Source organism: Vreelandella sedimenti (genome assembly GCF_013416325.1).
GTDB lineage: Bacteria > Pseudomonadota > Gammaproteobacteria > Pseudomonadales > Halomonadaceae > Vreelandella > Vreelandella sedimenti.
Genome location: NZ_JACCGK010000014.1, coordinates 74,129 through 91,935 on the forward strand (window position 1 = coordinate 74,129; position 17,807 = coordinate 91,935).

Annotated in this window: 22 protein-coding genes; 15 read left to right on the plus strand and 7 right to left on the minus strand. The window is 53.9% G+C overall.

Going from position 1 to position 17,807, the window contains the following annotated elements; translation table 11 throughout:
* The 5 genes from HZU72_RS16260 to HZU72_RS16280 are packed head-to-tail and all read left to right on the plus strand — an operon-like array spanning nt 1 to nt 4,681.
* Nucleotides 1-1,032 carry an ABC transporter substrate-binding protein gene (locus HZU72_RS16260; RefSeq protein WP_180093924.1) on the plus strand — a complete coding sequence of 344 codons (1,032 nt, stop codon included), beginning with the start codon at nt 1-3 and terminating at the stop codon, nt 1,030-1,032.
* A gap of 2 nt (nt 1,033-1,034) precedes the next feature.
* On the plus strand, nt 1,035-1,931 hold the full coding sequence (locus HZU72_RS16265) for an ABC transporter permease (protein ID WP_180093926.1): 897 nt from the start codon (nt 1,035-1,037) through the stop codon (nt 1,929-1,931).
* The gene (locus HZU72_RS16270) at nt 1,928-2,716 is read left to right on the plus strand and encodes an ABC transporter permease (RefSeq protein WP_180093928.1); all 789 of its coding nucleotides are present in this window, start codon (nt 1,928-1,930) and stop codon (nt 2,714-2,716) included. Before HZU72_RS16265 ends, HZU72_RS16270 begins: the two co-directional genes overlap by 4 nt.
* 23 nt (nt 2,717-2,739) lie before the next feature.
* Entirely contained in the window at nt 2,740-3,822 is a 1,083-nt protein-coding gene (locus HZU72_RS16275) for an ABC transporter ATP-binding protein (RefSeq protein ID WP_180093930.1), read from the plus strand.
* The gene (locus HZU72_RS16280; protein ID WP_180093932.1) at nt 3,815-4,681 is read left to right on the plus strand and encodes a phosphodiesterase; all 867 of its coding nucleotides are present in this window, start codon (nt 3,815-3,817) and stop codon (nt 4,679-4,681) included. Before HZU72_RS16275 ends, HZU72_RS16280 begins: the two co-directional genes overlap by 8 nt.
* Here HZU72_RS16280 and HZU72_RS16285 read toward each other — a convergent pair.
* A complete protein-coding gene (locus HZU72_RS16285) occupies nt 4,678-5,541 on the minus strand; it encodes a bifunctional transcriptional activator/DNA repair enzyme AdaA (RefSeq protein WP_180093934.1) in 864 nt (287 codons plus the stop codon). The two genes, HZU72_RS16280 and HZU72_RS16285, sit on opposite strands and share 4 nt — an antisense overlap.
* 198 nt (nt 5,542-5,739) lie before the next feature.
* Between HZU72_RS16285 and HZU72_RS16290 the strand changes: the two genes are divergently transcribed.
* Nucleotides 5,740-6,660: a glutaminase gene (locus HZU72_RS16290; RefSeq protein WP_180093936.1), complete on the plus strand. Its 921-nt coding sequence runs from the start codon at nt 5,740-5,742 to the stop codon at nt 6,658-6,660.
* Nucleotides 6,661-6,745: 85 nt separating this feature from the next.
* Nucleotides 6,746-7,354 carry a LysE family translocator gene (locus HZU72_RS16295; protein WP_180093938.1) on the plus strand — a complete coding sequence of 203 codons (609 nt, stop codon included), beginning with the start codon at nt 6,746-6,748 and terminating at the stop codon, nt 7,352-7,354.
* Here the strand turns inward: HZU72_RS16295 and HZU72_RS16300 are convergent.
* Entirely contained in the window at nt 7,340-8,173 is an 834-nt protein-coding gene (locus HZU72_RS16300) for an AraC family transcriptional regulator (protein ID WP_180093940.1), read from the minus strand. The two genes, HZU72_RS16295 and HZU72_RS16300, sit on opposite strands and share 15 nt — an antisense overlap.
* A gap of 153 nt (nt 8,174-8,326) precedes the next feature.
* On the opposite strand from HZU72_RS16300, the gene HZU72_RS16305 reads away from it, so the two are divergent.
* Together HZU72_RS16305 and HZU72_RS16310 are read left to right on the plus strand one after the other, a co-directional pair.
* Nucleotides 8,327-9,145 carry a DUF1206 domain-containing protein gene (locus HZU72_RS16305; protein WP_180093942.1) on the plus strand — a complete coding sequence of 273 codons (819 nt, stop codon included), beginning with the start codon at nt 8,327-8,329 and terminating at the stop codon, nt 9,143-9,145.
* Between the two features lie 7 nt (nt 9,146-9,152).
* Nucleotides 9,153-9,755 carry a YqaA family protein gene (locus tag HZU72_RS16310; RefSeq protein ID WP_180093945.1) on the plus strand — a complete coding sequence of 201 codons (603 nt, stop codon included), beginning with the start codon at nt 9,153-9,155 and terminating at the stop codon, nt 9,753-9,755.
* Nucleotides 9,756-9,777: 22 nt separating this feature from the next.
* Here HZU72_RS16310 and HZU72_RS16315 read toward each other — a convergent pair whose 3' ends face one another.
* The 5 genes from HZU72_RS16315 to HZU72_RS16335 form a co-directional block, all read right to left on the minus strand.
* Nucleotides 9,778-10,095 (minus strand): antibiotic biosynthesis monooxygenase family protein, encoded by a 318-nt coding sequence (locus HZU72_RS16315; RefSeq protein ID WP_180093947.1) that lies wholly within the window; start codon nt 10,093-10,095, stop codon nt 9,778-9,780.
* A 54-nt stretch (nt 10,096-10,149) separates the two neighbouring features.
* Nucleotides 10,150-10,560 carry a lysozyme inhibitor LprI family protein gene (locus HZU72_RS16320; RefSeq protein WP_180093949.1) on the minus strand — a complete coding sequence of 137 codons (411 nt, stop codon included), beginning with the start codon at nt 10,558-10,560 and terminating at the stop codon, nt 10,150-10,152.
* Between the two features lie 144 nt (nt 10,561-10,704).
* On the minus strand, nt 10,705-11,493 hold the full coding sequence (locus HZU72_RS16325) for a slipin family protein (RefSeq protein ID WP_180093951.1): 789 nt from the start codon (nt 11,491-11,493) through the stop codon (nt 10,705-10,707).
* A 46-nt stretch (nt 11,494-11,539) separates the two neighbouring features.
* Complete coding sequence (locus tag HZU72_RS16330; RefSeq protein ID WP_180093954.1) at nt 11,540-12,898, minus strand: NfeD family protein; 1,359 nt, start codon at nt 12,896-12,898, stop codon at nt 11,540-11,542.
* 210 nt (nt 12,899-13,108) lie between these two features.
* Nucleotides 13,109-13,513, minus strand: coding sequence for a DUF4019 domain-containing protein (locus HZU72_RS16335; protein ID WP_180093956.1), 405 nt, complete (start codon nt 13,511-13,513; stop codon nt 13,109-13,111).
* Between the two features lie 201 nt (nt 13,514-13,714).
* Here HZU72_RS16335 and HZU72_RS16340 point away from each other — a divergent pair, with 201 nt between their 5' ends.
* From HZU72_RS16340 to HZU72_RS16365, 6 genes are all read left to right on the plus strand, one after another.
* Nucleotides 13,715-14,458, plus strand: a complete 744-nt coding sequence (locus HZU72_RS16340) for a class I SAM-dependent DNA methyltransferase (RefSeq protein WP_180093958.1) — start codon at nt 13,715-13,717, stop codon at nt 14,456-14,458.
* 141 nt (nt 14,459-14,599) lie between these two features.
* A complete protein-coding gene (locus tag HZU72_RS16345) occupies nt 14,600-15,166 on the plus strand; it encodes an isochorismatase family protein (protein WP_180093960.1) in 567 nt (188 codons plus the stop codon).
* Nucleotides 15,159-16,166 (plus strand): GlxA family transcriptional regulator, encoded by a 1,008-nt coding sequence (locus HZU72_RS16350; protein WP_180093962.1) that lies wholly within the window; start codon nt 15,159-15,161, stop codon nt 16,164-16,166. The genes HZU72_RS16345 and HZU72_RS16350 overlap by 8 nt, the downstream gene beginning before the upstream one ends.
* Nucleotides 16,167-16,211: 45 nt before the next feature.
* Nucleotides 16,212-17,015 (plus strand): helix-turn-helix transcriptional regulator, encoded by an 804-nt coding sequence (locus HZU72_RS16355; protein ID WP_235976151.1) that lies wholly within the window; start codon nt 16,212-16,214, stop codon nt 17,013-17,015.
* A 52-nt stretch (nt 17,016-17,067) separates the two neighbouring features.
* The gene (locus HZU72_RS16360) at nt 17,068-17,523 is read left to right on the plus strand and encodes a carboxymuconolactone decarboxylase family protein (protein ID WP_180093966.1); all 456 of its coding nucleotides are present in this window, start codon (nt 17,068-17,070) and stop codon (nt 17,521-17,523) included.
* Nucleotides 17,524-17,568: 45 nt separating this feature from the next.
* Complete coding sequence (locus HZU72_RS16365) at nt 17,569-17,775, plus strand: YrhK family protein (protein WP_180093968.1); 207 nt, start codon at nt 17,569-17,571, stop codon at nt 17,773-17,775.
* Nucleotides 17,776-17,807 lie beyond the last annotated feature (32 nt).

Consider the following 17,807-nt stretch of genomic DNA (forward strand, 5'->3'; position numbering starts at 1 on the left):
ATGAGTCTTAAACGCATGAACCTTAAGCGTCTTTATCAAGCGTTACTGGCCACGGCGGTTATCAGTGCGTCAGGGGTCGCTACTGCCCAGTCAAGCGACAACGCGATCTGCTACAACTGCCCGCCTGAGTGGGCGGACTGGGGCACTCAGTTGCGTTTGATCGAACAGGAGACCGGCATTCGCGTGCCGCAAGACAACAAGAACTCCGGCCAATCCTTAGCACAATTGGTTGCCGAAGCCAGTAGCCCGGTGGCCGATGTCGTTTACTACGGGGTGACCTTCGGCATTCAAGCCATGGAAGAGGACGTAGTGACGCCCTACCAGCCTGCCCATTGGGACGAGATACCCGAAGGCTTGAAAGACCCCGAAGGCAACTGGTTTGCCATTCACTCCGGCACCCTCGGCTTTATGGTCAACGTTGACGCCTTGGATGGCGCGCCGGTGCCCACTTCCTGGGAAGATCTGCTCAAGCCCGAGTATCGCGGCATGGTGGGTTACCTTGACCCCGCCAGCGCTTTTGTCGGCTATGTAGGTGCTGTAGCGGTCAACTTGGCAATGGGTGGCGATCTTAACGACTTTACCCCGGCGATCGACTACTTCAATCAGCTCGCCGAAAACGACCCGATTGTGCCCAAACAAACCAGCTACGCTCGAGTACTTTCTGGTGAGATCCCGATTCTTCTCGATTACGACTTCAACGCTTACCGCGCACGCCATAGCGATGGTGCCAACGTAGCGTTTGTGATTCCCGCAGAGGGCAGCGTGGTAGTGCCCTATGTTATGAGCCTGGTGAAAGATGGCCCTAACCCTGAGAACGGCCAGCAAGTACTTGATTTCGTGCTGTCTGATCAAGGCCAAGCGGTATGGGCAGATGCTTACCTACGCCCTGTGCGCGCCAGCGCCATTTCCCCTGAAGCACGCGAAGTCTTTCTGCCCGATAGCGAGTATGCCCGTGCTGAGGCGCTTGACTACCCCGCTATGGCGGCTGCTCAACGTAGCTTCTCTGAGCGGTATCTGTCGGAGGTTCGTTAATCATGACAGCGGCATCCAAGCAGCCCTTCGGGGCTGCTTCTTACCTAAGTCGACCATCGACGATGGTAGGCCCAGCCCGGCGTAAACGCTTTATCGCGTTGTTCGCCTTACTGCCTGCCCTGGTGATTTTCTGCGCCTTTTGGCTACTGCCTTTTTCGCGTCTGATCATGATGGGCGCCGGGGCTGATCCAAGCAGTGGTGTTAGCGCTTACCTGACCATTCTTACCCATCGTCAGTACTTAATTAGTCTAGCGACCACCGTTGGCCTCTCATTGGTAGTGTCACTGGTAGCGGTTGCCATTGCGGGCGTTGCCGGATTTTTTCTCGCCCGTCAGCGTTTTTTTGGCAAGTCCATACTAGTGGCTATCCTCACCTTTCCGCTGGCTTTTCCAGGCGTGGTGGTGGGCTTTTTGGTCATCATGCTGGGGGGACGCCAGGGAGCCTTGGCGCAAACCAGCCTGTGGCTGTTTGGCGAGCGCTGGATGTTTGCCTACTCTCTGGCCGGGCTATTTATTGGCTACCTCTACTTCTCCATTCCTCGCGTCATTACCACGGTGATGGCAGCCTGCGACAACCTGGATCAAAGCCTTGAAGAGGCAGCTCGCTCGTTAGGCGCTAACACTTGGCAGGTCACCAAAGACGTTATAGTGCCCGGCATTGCACCCGCTCTACTCTCAACCGGTGCCATCTGCTTTGCTACCAGTATGGGCGCCTTTGGCACGGCGTTTACCCTCGGTACGCGGTTAAGCATTCTGCCGCTCAATATCTACGGCGAATTCACCAACTACGCTAACTTTGCCATGGCCGCCGCGCTTTCGGTGGTGCTGGGTGTGATTACGTGGATGGCATTGAGCCTTGCCCGCAGGCTGGCAGGCGGCAACTTGGGAGCCTCCGTATGAAATCGCGTCTACGCTTTACGCTGCAATTGGGCTTCACCCTGCTGGTGTGCCTGTTCATGATCGTGCCCGTGGTCATGTCGGTCATGGCGGGGCTAACCGAGAACTACTTTGTGGGTCTTGAGAGCGGTCTGACCCTGCGCTGGGTAAATGAGGTGTGGCAGCTCTACGCCGATACCATCTGGCTGTCGATTAAACTGGCGCTCGCCTGTTTATTGATCACTATCCTGATTGGCGTACCCGCCGCCTATGGCCTGCTGCGCAGCCGTCGCCGCTGGGCCAATGCGATTGAAGAGCTCCTGCTGCTGCCGGTTGCCGTACCCGGGCTGGCCACCGCGCTTGCCCTACTGCTCGCCTATGGTAGCTACCGTGAATTTCGCGGCAGTTGGCTATTTATTCTTGTTGGCCATGTGCTGTTTACCCTGCCCTTTATGGTGCGCGCGGTGCTCTCCGTGATGCAAACCGCCAAGCTTCCCCAACTGGAAGAAGCCGCCGCCAGCTTAGGTGCCAGTTTCAGGCAACGCTTTTTCGGGGTGGTCATCCCCAACTGTATGAGCGGCATTTTGGCGGGAGCGCTGATGGTGGTCACCTTATCGATCGGTGAATTCAACATTACCTGGATGCTGCATACCCCATTAACCAAAACGCTACCGGTCGGCTTAGCCGACAGCTACGCATCGATGCGCCTGGAAATAGGCTCAGCCTACACGCTGATATTTTTGGTGATGGTGGTGCCCTTGCTAGTGGCGATTCAATGGGCCGGCCGACTCACCGAGCAGCGCCGCTAAGTTTTATTATTTGAGAATCCGTTATGAGTTCATCTGTCAGCATTACGCTACACCAATGCAGCCGCACCTTCGCAGGCGACAACACAGCGCTCCAGCCGCTTGATTTGCAAGTTAATGCGGGCGAAACCCTGGTACTGCTGGGCCCTTCCGGCTGCGGCAAAACCACCACCCTGCGCATTATTAGCGGCCTGGAAAGCCCCGACAAAGGCGGGCAAGTAATGTTTGGCGAGCGTGATGTCACCGCTCTGCCGATTGAGCAGCGCGACGTGGGAATGGTGTTTCAAAACTACGCGCTATTTCCCAACATGAGCGTTGCCGACAATATTGCCTATGGCTTGAAAATACAGCGTTTGCCACGTGCCGAGATCGCCCATCGGCTTGACGAAGTCATGCATATGGTCGATTTACAAGGCTTTGGTGATCGGCGCATCGACGCACTCTCCGGCGGCCAAAAGCAGCGCGTCGCTCTCGCCCGTGCGATTGCGGTTCGCCCCAAGGTGCTGCTGTTTGATGAGCCGTTAGCAGCTCTAGACGCCAAACTGCGCGACCGCTTACGCATCGAGATTGGCCAACTGCTGCGTGAATTGGGCACTACTGCGGTCTACGTCACCCACGATCAAGACGAGGCGATGGCCTTAGGTGACCGCATCGCGGTAATGCAAGCCGGACGCATTGCGCAGTTGGGCACCCCCCAAGAGATTTATCATCAGCCGGCCAACGCCTTTGTGGCTGATTTTATTGGCGCGGTTAACTGCCTGGACGTGATCAGCACACGCGCCGATGGAGGATTGGTCGTCAATGGCGGTGAGCTTATCGCAGCCCATTTGCAGGGAGTATCCACTGTCTACTGCCGTCCAGAAGATATTCAGGTGGTTTCAGTTGACCAAGCCGATGTAAAGGGGAAAGTGGTACAAAGCATTTTCCTGGGCCAGACCCAGCGCCTGATGGTGGACACGGGCGGCGCTTCGCCACTCCAGATTGAGGCACCCTCCCGCCAGCGCTGGCCAAACGGCACCGCGATTGGTTTGGCACTCCCCTCCAGCGTGCTTTTTCATCCAGATAAGCCCACTGCCCCTGTTAATGCCAAGGAGATGGCCAATGACTGATCAAGGTTTAAACGCTCAGAAAGATCCTCATGCCCAGCAATGCCTTATCGCCCAGATTAGCGATCCGCATATCAAGGCGGGCGGGAAACTCTCTTACCGCCAGGTAGATACCGCCAGTGCGCTGCGCCAAGCAATCAGCACGCTCAATCAGCTAGCGCCGCGGCCCGACCTGGTGCTAATTAGCGGTGACTTGGTTGATTTTGGCCACCCTAGCGAGTACGCCACCTTTAAGCAGATCCTGGCTGAATTAACGCTGCCCGTGTACTTGATCCCTGGCAATCATGATGGCCGCGAACATCTGCGCGCCGCCTTTCCCGAGCACCGTTATCTATTTCAGCACCGCGACTATTTACAGTGGGTCGTGGATGACTACCCGGTGCGCTTAGTGGGGCTCGACTCATCAGTGCCCGGTAAGCCCCACGGTGAGCTAAGCGATGAAAGTCTGCAGTGGCTAGACACCACCCTGGCAGAGCAGCCCGATAAACCGACTCTAGTCATGGTGCATCATCACCCTTTTGTTAGTGGCATCGACCATATGGATCGCCAGCCGCTGAAGCGACCAGACGCGCTAGCCGACGTCATTGGCAAATATGCCCAGGTCGAGCGCGTGCTCTGTGGGCACTTACACCGCTCGATCCAAGCCCGCTTTGCTAATACCTTGGCGATTAGCTGCCCTGGGGTTTCCCATCAGGTGAGTTTGGATCTCACCCCAGACGGCCCCTCCAGCTTTCAGCTAGAGCCCCCCGGTTACCTGCTACACCAGTGGTCGGCAACTATCAGCATGGTGACTCACCAAGGGTTTATCGAGCACTACCCAGGCCCTTTCCCGTTTTTTGATGCGAATGGGCTGATTGATTAGGTCGTTAAACTGGGGGCGAGCGCTGTGTTATCTGTGTGAGCCAGCGCCAGCTCCCAGGCTTGTACCATCTGCTTTTTCTCTAATCCCCAGCGGTAACCACCGAGTGCGCCGCTTTGTTGAATCACCCGATGGCAGGGGATCCATAGCGCGATGGGGTTAGCGCCCACCGCATTGCCCACTGCTCGGGACGATTTAGGTGCCCCCAGCGCCTGGGCTATATGGGAATAGCTGGCAAGTTGCCCCTCGGGAATCGTTAGCAGCGCTCGCCAAACCGCTATTTGGAAGTTGGTGCCGGTTACGTGTAGCGACACAGCGGCAGCCCTCTCTTCGTGCTGAGTAAACAGCCTTTCCACCGCATAGCGGGTGGCCTCAGTACTATGTTGAAAGGTGCTGCGCGGCCACTCTTTGGCAAGCCGTGTTAATAACGCTTCCGAATTAGTCGTATCGACAAACCCCATTCGACAGATACCCCTGGGCGTTACCGCGACGAATAGGCGACCTAAAGGTGTTTCGTGAACACCATAAGCGATCTCCACTCCTTCACCCTGGCGCTTATACTCGCCGGGCGTGACCGCCTCTAACTGAACAAAGTGGTCGTAAAGCCGCGAGCCACCGCTAAGCCCAAGGGTATGGGCGGTATCCAGCAAAGAAGTGGACGACTGCATCAACTGCTTGCCGCGCTCTAAGGTGAGTGCCTGCAAAAAGCGTTTGGGACTAATCCCTGCATAGCGACAAAACAGCCGCTGGAAGTGAAAGGCACTCAAATGAGCATGAGCAGCCACCGTTTCCAGGTTGGGCTGTTCCGCCGCATGAGCCACCATATAGGCCATGGCTTTTTCGATACGCTCATAGTCATTCATTGTGTTATCTCTCTGGCCGTTGGAGCTGCTTTGTTCCTTTCAGCCTATGCCTTCAAAGGCGAGTTGCCGACCCGAATCTTGCGCACTGGCGGGTAATCAGACAGTTTATGTTTAAAAGAGACGCTATGTTTAACAGACATTTCCACTCGTTTTCGCTAGGGTAATGCCCCGCCTCAATTGACGGTACACGATACGCCCATGCAAGACTTGATCAATGACATTGCAGCAGCCATGGCAACCGCCGAAGAACGCGGTAAGGTCGCAGACTATATTCCCGAGCTTGGCCATGTTGACCCACAGCGGTTTGCCATTTCGCTCTCCACGGTGGATGGCAAAGTGTACTCGGCGGGCTGTGCTACCACACCCTTCTCTATTCAGAGTATCTCTAAAGTATTTACGCTAACGATCGCTCTCGGACAAATGGGCGATTCACTGTGGTCAAAAGTAGGTCGCGAACCCTCGGGCGACCCTTTCAACTCGATCGTTCAGCTTGAGCATGAAAGTGGCAAACCGCGTAACCCGTTTATCAATGCTGGGGCCATTGCGGTGGCCGATGCGATCATGATGGGCCACGAGCCCAAAGAGACACTTGGCGAAATTCTTAGCTTTGTGCGCTATATCGCCGATGACGACAGCATTTACTTCGACCACGCGGTGGCCGCTTCAGAAATGGCCCATCGTGACCGCAACGCCTCACTGGCACATTTCATGAAGGCCTTTGGCCATCTTCGCCATGATGTCGATAAGGTGCTGGGCACCTACTTCCACCAGTGCGCGATTGCCATGAGCTGTGAACAGCTGGCCCATGCCGGGCTATTTTTGGCCTCGGATGGTATCAACAAACCCAGCGGTATTCGTGTAGTCGCTCCTCAGCGAGCACGGCGTATCAACTCACTCATGATGATGTGCGGGCACTACGACGCCTCGGGAGAGTTTGCCTTTCGCGTCGGCCTGCCTGGCAAAAGTGGCGTGGGCGGTGGCATTCTGGCGATTGCACCCGGCCATGGCTCCATCGCAGTTTGGTCACCGGGGCTGGATGCCTACGGCAACAGTTTGCTGGGCACCCAGGCGCTCGAAATGTTTGTGCAGCGCACCGGCTGGTCGGTTTTTGGGCACTAGCAAGGCAACGGCTTAAGCAACCACCTCAATTTTGTGCAATACCGCCAATAGCTGCCATTGCAAACTCCTGTCACTACCGAGGAGGATGACAATGAGCGTTTTACTAGCATCGACAACCTTACCCATGGCCGCATTTGCGCTTGCCGCGTCTATTTCGCCGGGGCCGGTCAACATCGTTTGTTTGAGTAGCGGTACGCACTACCCTATCGCTAAAGGGCTTGTTTTTGTAACCGGCGCCACGCTGGGGTTTCTTGCGCTGTTTTTAGCCATCGGTGCTGGCCTTTACTCCCTGCTGAGTGTGGTGCCACTGCTGGAAACGTTTTTACGCTGGGCAGGCATTCTGTTTTTGCTCTACCTCAGCTATCAACTTTTACAGCACGATGGGCGCTTACAGGAGCGTGCCGGGATCAAAGCCCCAGGGTTTATGACAGGCGCCATGATGCAGTGGCTCAACCCCAAGGCGTGGCTGGCGTCTGCCGCTGGCATTGGCGCCTACACCACTGCTAATGATCCCTATCTGCTATGGCTGTTCGCCGGCCTTTATCTGCCTATTTGCTGGCTATCGCTAGCCAGTTGGGTATATGCAGGCGCTTTTCTGAAACGCTATGTTCATCGTCCTATCATCTTACTGACGATTAACCGCGTACTCGCTATCTGCCTGGCGGCTAGCGCTATTGTCTTACTGGTTGAGTAGCGGGTAGCGGTACTGGTTGGGTGTCGCTGCTACCAACCGCTTAAACGTTCTTTGAAAGTGGGGCTGGTCATTAAAGCCAGCGTTCAAAGCCGCCTCAACGATAGGTTGCCCTTGTTTTAACGCTTGCTGCCCCATCTGAATGCGCTGATTAATCAGGTAAGCATGAGGTGTCAGTCCGAAGTGCTGTTTAAAGGCGCGAATCAGGTGCCCAGCGCTATAGCCGGACTGCTCACATAGGCGTTCTAGCGATATATCAGCGCTACAATTGGCACGCAAATAGGCCGCGACATTTTCTAGCGCACTGGGCGCTTGGGGCAGTGCCGCGGGGGAATCTTGAGCAAGCACTTGCAGCATGGTAGACAAGTACTCGACTAGCGCCGTTTGCTTATCGCCAATGTCGCGGTGTTCATCCAGCAAACAAGCGGCCATATCGCAGTACCCGGCATAAAGCGCGGGCTGGGTAATGACGGCGGTAGCGATATCTTGCCAGTACGGCGTATTCAACAGGCCCAATTGGTAACGCAATTCACTCAGCCACTCAATATCGACGTAGAGCATCATATATGCCCAGGGCTGATTCTCGATGGGGTTGCAGGCATGCACCCAGTGGGGGTTCATCATAACGATGTCACCCGCACTAATCTGATGCGTCGCATCGCGATAGCAAAAAGTGCTTTTACCTGCGGTAACGGCCCCCAGCGACCAATGCGTATGGCTGTGCGGCGCATAGCACACTTGTCGCGCATCGCTAATCTCGCGCAGTTCCACATAGGGCATATGCGCATCCCGCCAGAAGATAGGTGACGAAATTGTACTCATGCTCTGCTCGTGTTATTCAAAAATAGCCTTTGACGCTTCGGCTTGGCCTAGGCTGGACAATAGCACAGCACAAGCCCAGTATGGCCGCTGATAAGCGCTATATAAACTAGATTGCATAGGGATACGCAACGCCTAATAAGTCAGGAGGACACCATGGCCAATAGTATGAGTAACCCCGACCACCGTGATGCGATTACCCTTTTCGCCCGCATGGGTTACGCCTCTCGGGGCATTGTGTATGTATTAGTCGGCGGCCTTGCAGCGCTGGCAGCCTTTGGGCAAGGCGGCCAAACAGAAGGCAGTCGGGGTGCCTTAGAACGCGTGCTCACCGCTCCCTTCGGAAAAGTCTTGTTAGCCATTATGGCCATCGGCTTGGTGGGTTACGCGATGTGGCGGATCATCCAAGCGGTTAAAGACACTGACCATCACGGCAACGGCGCCAAGGGGCTGGCAATTCGTGCGGGCTTATTGGCGAGCGCCATTACCCACACATTGTTGGCATTTTTTGCCGCCACGCTCATCTTTCAATTTGCGGGCTCTTCAGGTGATTCAGGCGGCGGCTCACAAGGCGTCGCAGGTTGGCTGATGCAGCAGCCTTTCGGGCGCTGGCTGGTAGGTGGGGTTGGCCTCATCATGATTGGCGTAGGCATTGCCCACGCGCTTAAAGGCTACAAGGCCAAATTCGACAAACACTTTGCTATGCCACCACAAACTCAACAATGGGCCTATCCAATCTGCCGTTTCGGCTTAGTGATTCGTGGTCTTGTATTTGTGATCGTGGGTAGTTTTTTTATCGTCGCCGCTTATCAAATCAATCCCAATCAAGCAGGCGGCATGGGGGAAGTGTTTAGTACCCTGCGAAGCCAACCCTACGGCCAGTGGTTACTTGGTTTTGTCGCGCTGGGACTCTTCGCGTTTGGTCTCTACAGCCTATTAGCGGCTGCCTATCGCCGCATTAATCCCGAAGTGTAGGACCTGCATGGCCATAACATACAAACGCACTAAGCAGTGGTTTGAACGCATTAACCGCTCTCAGAATATGCTCTGGCTACTCGCTACCCTCTCCTTTCTGGAGACTATTATTCTGCCCATTCCTATTGAACTGGTATTGTTACCCCTGATGGCCGTTAATAGTCAGCGGCTTTGGTTGCTGGCTTTGGTCACTACTGCGGGCTGCCTCATCGCATCGCTGGTGGGCTACAGCATTGGCTTAGTACTTTATGAGTCGGTGGGCACCTGGTTTATTGAGTCTATGGGAATACAGAGTAGCTACCAGGCATTCCAAATATTTTTCGATCAGTACGGTTTTGCCGCAATTTTGGCCATTGGCATACTGCCAATTCCCTTCCAAGTGGCGATGATTACCGCCGGGCTTTCCGGCTACCCGATTATGCTGTTCGTACTGGCGGCGTTAACCGCCCGTGGCTTGCGCTACTTCGGCCTTGCCTGGCTGGTTCACCGCTTTGGCCACCGTGTTCTGGTACTCTGGAAACGCCATGCCTTGGTAACCAGCTTGGTGGCAGGGGTTGTTGTACTTGCGGTGGCGCTAGGGATGCAGGCACTGGCGGGGCTGGTGATTTAGGCAACTGAACTGCTAGCAGTCGCTAAATACCGTAATCTCGCTCGACTTTGGCGATACGGGTTTTGAAGTGCTGGTACCACTGCTGATGGCCTAGCCGCTGAGCTTTTTGATGTTCAGCATGGGCTTTCCACGCTTTAATAGATGCCAAATCGGCCCAGTAAGAAACGGTTACACCCACTTCATCACGAGCAGACTCCACCCCTAAAAACCCCGGCTGCTGCGCTGCAAGCTCAACCATTCTTACCGCCATTGCGTCATAGCCGTTATCGACCTCGGTGCGTAGTGAAGTGAAAATAACGGCGTAGTAAGGCGGTTCAGGGGTGTCGGCGATATATGGCATGGATTCCGTCGCGGCTGGAAAAGAAGTAATGAAGCTCACACTATTAAACACTGCTTAATGCTCGGGCTCCGGTAGTAACGACTCGCCTTCCATCGTGACTAAAAAGCTCTCCCATAACGTATGTGTACGCGCCTGGGTAAGCTGTTTTTTACACGAAAGCGACATTACGCCTCTTATGGTGCCATCACGCCACTGGGTGTACACCGCATCGCAATGAGCTTGGCGATAACCTTCCCAGGACTCCTGGGCCTGCTGAATCGACTCCACCAAGGCAGCGTCAGCCTCATGCTCATTGAGCACCGCGTCGAGATAGCGCTGCATATCCGCCTCAGCGGTTCCTAGCTCCAACTGCGCACACTGGTTGATCTCCATCGTCGACATAGCGTTTTCGCAGTCTTGAGCAGTATCCGAAGCAAACGCTGGCAGTGTAGCGAAGGTTAAAATCAAACCGACAATATAGTTCATGCCGTTTTCCAGTTCAGGGGGTTCCTACACTATAAAACATAAGGCCTCATAAATACCTACCCGACAGGTACACTTTTACCATGTACGGCTTTGCAGTATGTCTACTCGTGCATGCCCACACTTTACTCGAACTGGAGTAATGTCTCAGCCATCAGTTTTATGGGTATCCGGCCCAGATGCCATGTGTTTAGCCTTCATATCCTTGAATGCTTCCATGATGTCCATGGGCAGTGGGAAAACGATTGTCGAGGCATTCTTGTTGCTCATGTCGCTCATGGTTTGCAGGTAGCGCAGTTGCAGCGCGGCAGAGTTTTCCTGCATGACATTGGCCGCCTCGACCAGTTTCTTGGATGCTTGCAGTTCCCCTTCGGCGTGAATCACCTTAGCGCGACGCTCACGTTCTGCCTCGGCCTGGCGCGCGATGGCGCGGATCATGCTCTCATCCAGGTCTACATGCTTAATTTCAACATTGGCGACCTTGATACCCCACGCTTCGGTTTGGGTATCGATGATTTCCTGGATATCGTCGTTAAGCTTATCGCGCTCGGAAAGCATCTCATCCAGATCGTGCTTACCCAGCACGGAGCGCAAAGTGGTCTGTGCCAGTTGACTCGTCGCCTGGGTAAAATTCTCGACTTGAATGATCGCCTTTTCAGGATCGACGACACGGAAATAAAGCACCGCATTAACTTTAACGGTGACGTTATCCTGAGAAATCACGTCCTGTTCCGGCACATCCATGGTAATGACGCGCAGGTCCACCACCTCCATCTTCTGAATGGCGGGAATCACAATGACTAGCCCAGGCCCTTTCACTGTCTGATAACGCCCCAGAAAGAACACTACCCCGCGTTTATATTCTGGCAGTATGCGAATAGAGGCAGCGATCAACATCACCACCAGCACGACAGGAACTAAATACGAAATAATCATTGGACACCTCGTTTAGCAGTGGGTCGGTTATGTCAAAAAGTGGGCACTAGCGGGGCGTCACATAGACCGTCAAGCCTTCAAGACGCATCACCACAAGTTTTTCACCTCGTTTGACTGGCGCATCGCTCACTGCGTTCCAGCGCTCGCCATGCAGCCTTACATGACCGCTGGTCTCAAAATCCTCCAGTGCAACCGCGTCTGCGCCGATTAACTGCTCCGCTCCAGTGTGTGCCGAACGACGGCGCAGCGTTGCAAAGCGTGTTAACGTCCATAGCATTAGCCCCCCGGAGACCAATGCCACACCACCGATTAGCGGTAGCGAAATGGCAAGATGCTCCGCGTCCATCAGCATTACCGAGCCAAGTACAAAGGCAATGATGCCGCCAACCCCCAGCACACCGACGCTAGGCATAAATGCCTCGCCCACCATCAACGCCAGCCCAACCACCATAAGCGCAAGCCCGGCGTAGTTAATCGGCAGCACCTGAAACGCAAACAGGGCGAGCAGCAAGCAAATTACGCCAATGGTGCCGGGGAACAGGCTGCCGGGACTGGCCAGTTCGAAAACCAGCCCGTAAAAGCCGATGATCATCAAGAAGAAGGCTATGTTGGGATTAGTGATCAGCGATAGCACCTGGGTGCGCCAATCAGGGTCGAAGCGTTCAATGGTGAGGCCTGCGGTATCAAGCGTGGCGTCACCGCTTTCCATGACCACGCTCATGCCGTCAATCTGTTCAAGTAAATCGTCAAGATCGTGCGCCACCACATCGATTACGTTCTGCTCCAGCGCCTCGCTGGCAGTGAGATTGACCGCATTGCGCACGGCCTCTTCAGCCCAATCGGCATTGCGATCATGACGTTCCGCTAGGCTGCGGATAAAGCTCACCGCATCTTCCATCACCTTGCGTTCCATGGCGCTGCCCTCGCCATCCGACTCCTCAGTCGAATTATCTTCTTCGCCTTCATCGCTGCCGGGCAACCCGCCGCCCATTTGTACCGGCGTGGCCGAGCCGAGATGGGTCGAGGTAGCCATGGCAGCCACGTGGCTACCGTAAAGTAGATAGGTGCCCGCGCTTGCCGCTCGCGCACCACTGGGGAAAACGTACATCACCACGGGAATATCAGCGTTGAGCATCTCGCGAATCATGTCGCGGGTGGTGTCGACCAACCCGCCGGGGGTATCGAGCTCGACGATTACCACCTCACTGCCCTGTTCGCGGGCTTTATCCAGCCCACGCTCAAAGTAGTCCTTGGTCGCCGGGCCGATAGCGCCTTCAATATTAAGCACCAGAACGCTGGGTGAAGCGTTTTGTGCCATGGCCTGCCACGTCAACGACATAGTAGCTATTAGCAAACCGGCAACCATCAACCAGAGCCAGTGCGATTTGAGAGAAAGGGTTTGCATACCCGCTCCTCGCATTCAACGCCTTGAAAGTTCCCGTATGAATCTGAAGCCTATCCATAGCAACATACACAAGGCTATCTACTCAACGTAGCAGCCACATTGAGCTTCGTCATGAACAACGTGATGGCAGGATTCGAGAATAAACAATGCTGAACCAAGGTGGCGATGCTGAAAGTCAGAGGTGGTTGCAAATATTTTTTGAGGAGCCGGTTAGTTCAAGTAATAACCACTCACTTTCCATGTACCCTCTTCCAAGTGAGGAGTGATGGTTTCCGTAATCTGCGGCCTGTTTTCAAAACGTGTTTGGAACGTCAAAACCGCGTAGTCATCTCTTGGAGCCCCAGGCATGGAGGTTTCGCGGACGGCGCTTACTTGCCGACGCGACTGAACCGCACCAAAGTCACGACGCGCTGCACCAATCGTCCGTTCTAACATGTGCGGTGAAAGCGGCTTTTTTAGTAGTGAAGAGGAAGATTCCCATGCCTGCTCATACTGACCACTATCGATGGCTTCTAGCCACGCCAACGCCGCCGCTTCTGCCGCACTCGAATTTGCCTGCGCTTGGTTAGACAGAATAAGAAGAAAGGTGATGATAAAGATCAGCATTTTCGGCATAACGGGCACTCTCGGCATTTAGCAACGACCAGAAAAATCTCGATGGTCTTAGTTGTATATCGGTCATCGCCAGAGTTTCTTTAGGGCTGCAAGATGTATTTGCGTAATCGTTAAACTCAAAGCGGTGTCCGCTTCTCAAACCCCACCCGCTCGTTTACTATGCGCCACCCACCCTATTTCAGTTGCCACTATTAGGTCACTATGTCCGTCAATGCCCTCTATACCGACCTTTCTGGCTACTACGATTTGATGTGCATAGATATCGACTATCAAGCGCAAAGTCACGCCATTCGCAGGCTGCATCTGATTTTCGGCAACGGCGGTACGACACACCTAGATCTAGCCTGTGGCACCGGCCCACACGTGCGCCATTTCATTGATTTTGGATACGCCAGCAGTGGGCTTGATATCAATCAACCCATGCTGGATATTGCCGCCACGCGTTGCCCAGAAGCGCACTTCACGTTGCAAGACATGAGTGACTTCAAGGCGATCGAATCTCAAGACTTAGTCACCTGCTTTTTATACTCAATCCACTATAACGGTGGGATTGAAAAGCTAAACGCGTGTATATCCAGTGTTCATTGCGCACTCAAGTCTGGTGGTATTTTCTGTTTTAACGCAGTCGATAAAGACAAAATCGATAACGGTTTATCTGTTAAACACAGCGCCAAACAAGAAAACGATTTATTCACGTTCCGCTCGGGATGGCACTACAGTGGCCAAGGTGAAAAGCAGTCGCTTAGGCTCAGCATTGAAAAAGCCAACGCTGAAGGAACACAGCTTTGGAACGACGAACACCCCATGGTAGCCGTCAGCTTTGCGGAATTAAGCGCACTCTTAGCACCCCACTTTGAGGTTCATGTGTTTGAGCACAACTATGAAAAAATCATTCCCTGGGATAACGCCTCTGGAAACGCTATTTTTGTCTGCGTGAAAAAATAAACCCTACTTGCTCCTGCAAATCACCCTCTGCAGTTTGGCCACACATGGCCGAAATTGTCCCCTTTGTGACCGACCAACGCATCGTTGGTAGAATGCGTATCGGCTAATCTGGAACCTCACTTCAACACAATGAGATTAGCCATGATCCAGCCTAAAACCGCATTGTTATTAATTGATGTTCAAGCCTCGTTCCCGGCCCGCGATTACTGGGTAGAATCACTGGCTCAGACGTGGCGACCCAAGCAGCGTGCGGTACTGAATGCAGCTCAGGCCAACGATATACCGGTCGTGCGCATTCTGCATGAAGAACCCGGCAGCCAAGGGGCCTTCGACCCTGATGGTGACCTCATTTGTCCGCTTGATGACTTTAACGATGAAGTGGCGGTGACCTTTCATAAGCGTGTACATAATGCCTTCAGCGATACCTCACTAGAAAAATGGTTACGGGAGCGAGGCATTGAACGGCTGGCGATTAGCGGTATTCGTACCGAGCAATGCTGCGAAACCACCGCACGGGTGGCGTCAGACTTAGGGTTTAGCGTCGACTTTATCAGCGATGCTACCCTAACGTTCCCCATGACACGCCACGGCATCATCTGGTCAGCAGATGATATTAAGGCACGCACCGAACTGGTACTTGAAGACCGCTTTGCGCGTATTATCAGTACACAAGACATGATCAACGAATGGCAAAACCCACGTGAGTGAAGAGCAACAACATAGCCACCCGCCATCCCCAAGAGCCACCACTCTGCGGGTGGCGGTATTGATGATGCCCGGCCAGGTGCCACTTGATTTGGTTGGCCCACTTCAGGTCTTACAGTGTGCTGACCGGCTTTCGATAGACGTTCAGGTGCGCTATCTCGGCCCCCAAGCGGCCATGCAGTGGCTAGGGCCGCTTACCCTTAGCGGCATCGACCCCTTGCCTGAACAGCTTCCTACTCAAGATTTACTGCTGATTCCTGGGCAGTACCGCAATAGCCTTGAGCCATTGACGCAGCAAGAGTGTGTCGCTTGGCTCAAGTCGAATGTCCACTATGCAAATACGCTGATGACCGTTTGCTCGGGCACGCTATTACTGGCAGACGCGGGCCTGTTAGAGGGGCGACGCTGTACCACTCACCACACGCTAATTGAACAGCTACAAGCCAAAGCCCCACAAGCAAAGGTACAACGTGATTGCATCTTTACCGAGGACGGGCGCTATTTAACCAGCGCAGGGATTTCGACCGGCATTGATACCATGCTGTACTGGCTTACCCGTGCTTGCGGCCACTCGCTGGCGCTGGCGGTAGCGCGAGAGATGGTGCTGTATCTTCGCCGCAGTGGTCAGGAGCCTCAACTGGGCGCCTGGCTTGAGGGTCGCAATCATGTGGATGAACGGCTGCATCGCGTTCAAGATGCAATATGTGCCGCCCCTTCGCAAATCTGGCGTCTCGAAACATTGGCGGCTCAGGCAGCCATGAGCGAGCGTCATTTTCGGCGCCAATTCAAAAGCCTCACCGGCATGCTGGTCGGCGACTACATTATGGGGTTGCGCCTGCAGCGAGCCAAAGCGTTAATGACCGAAACGACGTGGACGCTAGCGCGTATCGCCGAAGCGTCTGGATTCGGCGATGAACGGCAGCTAAGGCGCAGCTGGGCTCGCCAGGAAAAAGCGCCGCCTAGTGTATGGCGCCGGGCCAGCTCCCAGACGCGGCGTGATTGAGTTAATGTGAGCCATCATTAAAAAAACATACCATTGGTTGACGCCATGACCGAATTCATCTTGCCAAGCAACGCCAACTATCTTAATTTTCGGCATCGCCTGCCTGATAAACGCTTAGCCCCATGGGTTCAGTGCCTTTGGTCAATGGGTCGCCCAGGGCATCTCACTGAATCAAGAACCGAAAAGTTCTACCCAGATGCCGGTGCTAGCCTCAGCATCAAGCTCACCAGCCCCCACCCCATTATCACGCTCTGTTTCAACAAAACCACGTTGATAGAGACACTCGACACCACCGCACCTTGTCTGGGCATTCGTTTTAAGGCAGCCGGCACCCACTGCTTGCTGGGTTTGCTACCCGAAGCATTCACAGATACACACTACCGCTTGGAGAACGAGCTTGAACCATTAGGATTGCAAGGATTAATACCTGTGGTAGAGCGCCTCTACCATTTGGACTCGCAACAGGGCCTACGCCTGCTGGAAACATGGTTGTTACATCGACTAGAGAGCCAGCCACCCACCAATAGCCGTATCAATACGATTGTTCAAGCTATTGGAGCACTTCAGCTTCCGCCCCAACAGTTAGGCGCCACGCTCGGGTTTACTCGACGTACTCTGGAGCGCAAATTAAAACGTGAAGTGGGCGTTACCCCAGGCCAATTAGTGGCCTATGCCCGACTGAACCGAGCCCGCCATGGACTGCTTGCAACCACGCTGCCCTTAACGGAAATAGCCCTACAATGCGGCTACTATGACCAAGCTCACTTCACCCATGCCTTCCAAACCCTCGCCTATGAAACGCCCGCCGCCTATCGCAAGCGCAAACTGTCGCAAATTTACAAGGCGTAAAACAACCTCGACGTTAAGCTGAGCTCTCAACTTACTCACCGAGGTCACCCACATGTCTACTCGTATCTCTCAACAGTCGGTGTATCGCCTTTGCCCACGCCTAGCTAAGCACCTTACTGCACTAGGCAACGTTGCCCCAGACTCAACGGTTAATCGCACGATAATCCACTTAGTCAATCTGCGTGTTTCGCAAATTAATCACTGCTGCTTTTGTCAGCACATGCATTCGCAAGAGGCCAGAGACGATGGCGAACACCAGGTTCGCTTAGACGTATTACCTGCTTGGCGTGAAGCACCCTGCTTTAGCACACAAGAGCGCGCCGCACTCGCCTGGGCCGAAGCACTAACACTGGTCAGCCAGCAAGCGGTGAGTGACAACGACTATCAAAACGCCCTAGCTGCGTTTGGTGAACAGGGGCTAATTGACCTCACCGCCATTATTATCCAAATCAACAGTTGGAATCGAGTATCGGTGGGCTTTCAGTTTGCACCGGACATTAGTATTTAAGCACTGTGAGGCTCTTGAAAGTAATAGTTCAGATAAGGAAATAAAATGAACAGTGAGATAGCGCAGCATCAACAGCTACCTAACCTACTTGGCCTCTTATCAAGCTTATTTTTCTTCTTTGGCAGCCTTTTATTTCTTCCCGCTTTTGCGAGCTACGCAACCGTAGGCGTATGGTGTTTTGTAATGGGCTCACTCATCATGTTCATTATTTACGTGATGAGTATGAAAAATACTGGTAAGAAGCGCGTTTAATTGAGTAAACGTTCGACATTGATATAGCCGCT

Excerpts from the sequence above, each read along its gene's own strand:
- HZU72_RS16260 (WP_180093924.1), top strand. The coding sequence starts at position 1 with ATGAGTCTTAAACGCATGAACCTTAAGCGTCTTTATCAAGCGTTACTG.
- HZU72_RS16265 (WP_180093926.1), top strand. The coding sequence starts at position 1,035 with ATGACAGCGGCATCCAAGCAGCCCTTCGGGGCTGCTTCTTACCTAAGT.
- HZU72_RS16270 (WP_180093928.1), top strand. The coding sequence starts at position 1,928 with ATGAAATCGCGTCTACGCTTTACGCTGCAATTGGGCTTCACCCTGCTG.
- HZU72_RS16275 (WP_180093930.1), top strand. The coding sequence starts at position 2,740 with ATGAGTTCATCTGTCAGCATTACGCTACACCAATGCAGCCGCACCTTC.
- HZU72_RS16280 (WP_180093932.1), top strand. The coding sequence starts at position 3,815 with ATGACTGATCAAGGTTTAAACGCTCAGAAAGATCCTCATGCCCAGCAA.
- HZU72_RS16285 (WP_180093934.1), bottom strand. The coding sequence starts at position 5,541 with ATGAATGACTATGAGCGTATCGAAAAAGCCATGGCCTATATGGTGGCT.
- HZU72_RS16290 (WP_180093936.1), top strand. The coding sequence starts at position 5,740 with ATGCAAGACTTGATCAATGACATTGCAGCAGCCATGGCAACCGCCGAA.
- HZU72_RS16295 (WP_180093938.1), top strand. The coding sequence starts at position 6,746 with ATGACAATGAGCGTTTTACTAGCATCGACAACCTTACCCATGGCCGCA.
- HZU72_RS16300 (WP_180093940.1), bottom strand. The coding sequence starts at position 8,173 with ATGAGTACAATTTCGTCACCTATCTTCTGGCGGGATGCGCATATGCCC.
- HZU72_RS16305 (WP_180093942.1), top strand. The coding sequence starts at position 8,327 with ATGGCCAATAGTATGAGTAACCCCGACCACCGTGATGCGATTACCCTT.
- HZU72_RS16310 (WP_180093945.1), top strand. The coding sequence starts at position 9,153 with ATGGCCATAACATACAAACGCACTAAGCAGTGGTTTGAACGCATTAAC.
- HZU72_RS16315 (WP_180093947.1), bottom strand. The coding sequence starts at position 10,095 with ATGCCATATATCGCCGACACCCCTGAACCGCCTTACTACGCCGTTATT.
- HZU72_RS16320 (WP_180093949.1), bottom strand. The coding sequence starts at position 10,560 with ATGAACTATATTGTCGGTTTGATTTTAACCTTCGCTACACTGCCAGCG.
- HZU72_RS16325 (WP_180093951.1), bottom strand. The coding sequence starts at position 11,493 with ATGATTATTTCGTATTTAGTTCCTGTCGTGCTGGTGGTGATGTTGATC.
- HZU72_RS16330 (WP_180093954.1), bottom strand. The coding sequence starts at position 12,898 with ATGCAAACCCTTTCTCTCAAATCGCACTGGCTCTGGTTGATGGTTGCC.
- HZU72_RS16335 (WP_180093956.1), bottom strand. The coding sequence starts at position 13,513 with ATGCCGAAAATGCTGATCTTTATCATCACCTTTCTTCTTATTCTGTCT.
- HZU72_RS16340 (WP_180093958.1), top strand. The coding sequence starts at position 13,715 with ATGTCCGTCAATGCCCTCTATACCGACCTTTCTGGCTACTACGATTTG.
- HZU72_RS16345 (WP_180093960.1), top strand. The coding sequence starts at position 14,600 with ATGATCCAGCCTAAAACCGCATTGTTATTAATTGATGTTCAAGCCTCG.
- HZU72_RS16355 (WP_235976151.1), top strand. The coding sequence starts at position 16,212 with ATGACCGAATTCATCTTGCCAAGCAACGCCAACTATCTTAATTTTCGG.
- HZU72_RS16360 (WP_180093966.1), top strand. The coding sequence starts at position 17,068 with ATGTCTACTCGTATCTCTCAACAGTCGGTGTATCGCCTTTGCCCACGC.
- HZU72_RS16365 (WP_180093968.1), top strand. The coding sequence starts at position 17,569 with ATGAACAGTGAGATAGCGCAGCATCAACAGCTACCTAACCTACTTGGC.